The following is a 248-nucleotide window of genomic DNA, read 5'->3' as shown; positions in this document are numbered from 1 at the left end:
AGCAAGTACAAGTCAAGATTTTAAACCCCAAAATTGGTACTGATGATAAATTTCCCCTACCTCATCGCGCGACAGACGGCTCGGCGGGTATAGATTTACGTGCTTGTGTCGATGAGCCTATCACCATAAAAGCTGGTGAAAGCCAGTTGATTGGTACAGGACTCGCCATCTACATCCAAGACCCGGATTATGTCGGTTTTATCATGCCGCGCTCAGGGCTGGGACATAAGCATGGCATTGTACTGGGT

Annotated in this window: 1 pseudogene; it reads left to right on the top strand. The window is 48.0% G+C overall.

Going from position 1 to position 248, the window contains the following annotated elements:
- A pseudogene (locus FVA95_RS30215) lies at positions 1 to 248 on the top strand (dUTP diphosphatase); the annotation flags it as partial.

The sequence above is a fragment of the Pseudonocardia sp. EV170527-09 genome (assembly GCF_008369905.1).
Lineage (GTDB): Bacteria > Actinomycetota > Actinomycetes > Mycobacteriales > Pseudonocardiaceae > Pseudonocardia.
The sequence above is the reverse complement of the archived record's forward strand: the minus strand, read 5'-3'. Positions and strand labels throughout refer to the sequence as shown.